The organism is Oleiphilus sp. HI0067 (assembly GCF_001635735.1).
Window position 1 is genome coordinate 1 of record NZ_LWFI01001497.1, and the last position, 575, is coordinate 575.

Consider the following 575-nt stretch of genomic DNA (forward strand, 5'->3'; position numbering starts at 1 on the left):
ATTTTGCCAAATGGGGTTTAGATGGTGATGGGATTGTTATGGATGTGAGCGACCCCGACTCGGTGAGCGATGGCATTGCAATGGTAACTTCAGCTTATGGAGCACCTTCTATCTTGGTAAACAATGCTGGCATTACCAAAGATGGTCTTATGCTTCGTATGAAAGAAGATGACTGGCAATCAGTGATTCAAACTAATTTGAGCTCTGTGTACCGCACATCGAAAGCAGTATTGAAGGGAATGACGAAGGCTCGCTGGGGGCGCATCATTAACGTGAGCTCTGTCGTTGCACAAATGGGTAACCCGGGGCAGGCAAATTATTGTGCTTCTAAAGCTGGGATTGAAGGTTTTACACGTTCGCTCGCGTCTGAAATCGGTAGTCGTGGCATCACGGTAAATTCAGTTGCGCCAGGTTATATTCAGACCGACATGACTGACGATTTGAGTGAAGAGAACAAGGACTTAATGTTGTCCAAAATTCCTGTGAATCGTCTTGGTAGTTCTGCGGAAGTTGCTTCAGCGGTCGCCTTTTTAGCTTCACCGAATGCATCGTATATCACAGGCCAAACCTTGCAT

The 575-nt window shown here is 46.3% G+C and carries 1 protein-coding gene; it reads left to right on the forward strand.

Annotated features, from left to right (window positions below; translation table 11 throughout):
• The coding region (fabG, locus tag A3739_RS24450) for a 3-oxoacyl-ACP reductase FabG (RefSeq protein WP_068503140.1) at positions 1-575 on the forward strand (575 nt) is incomplete at both ends.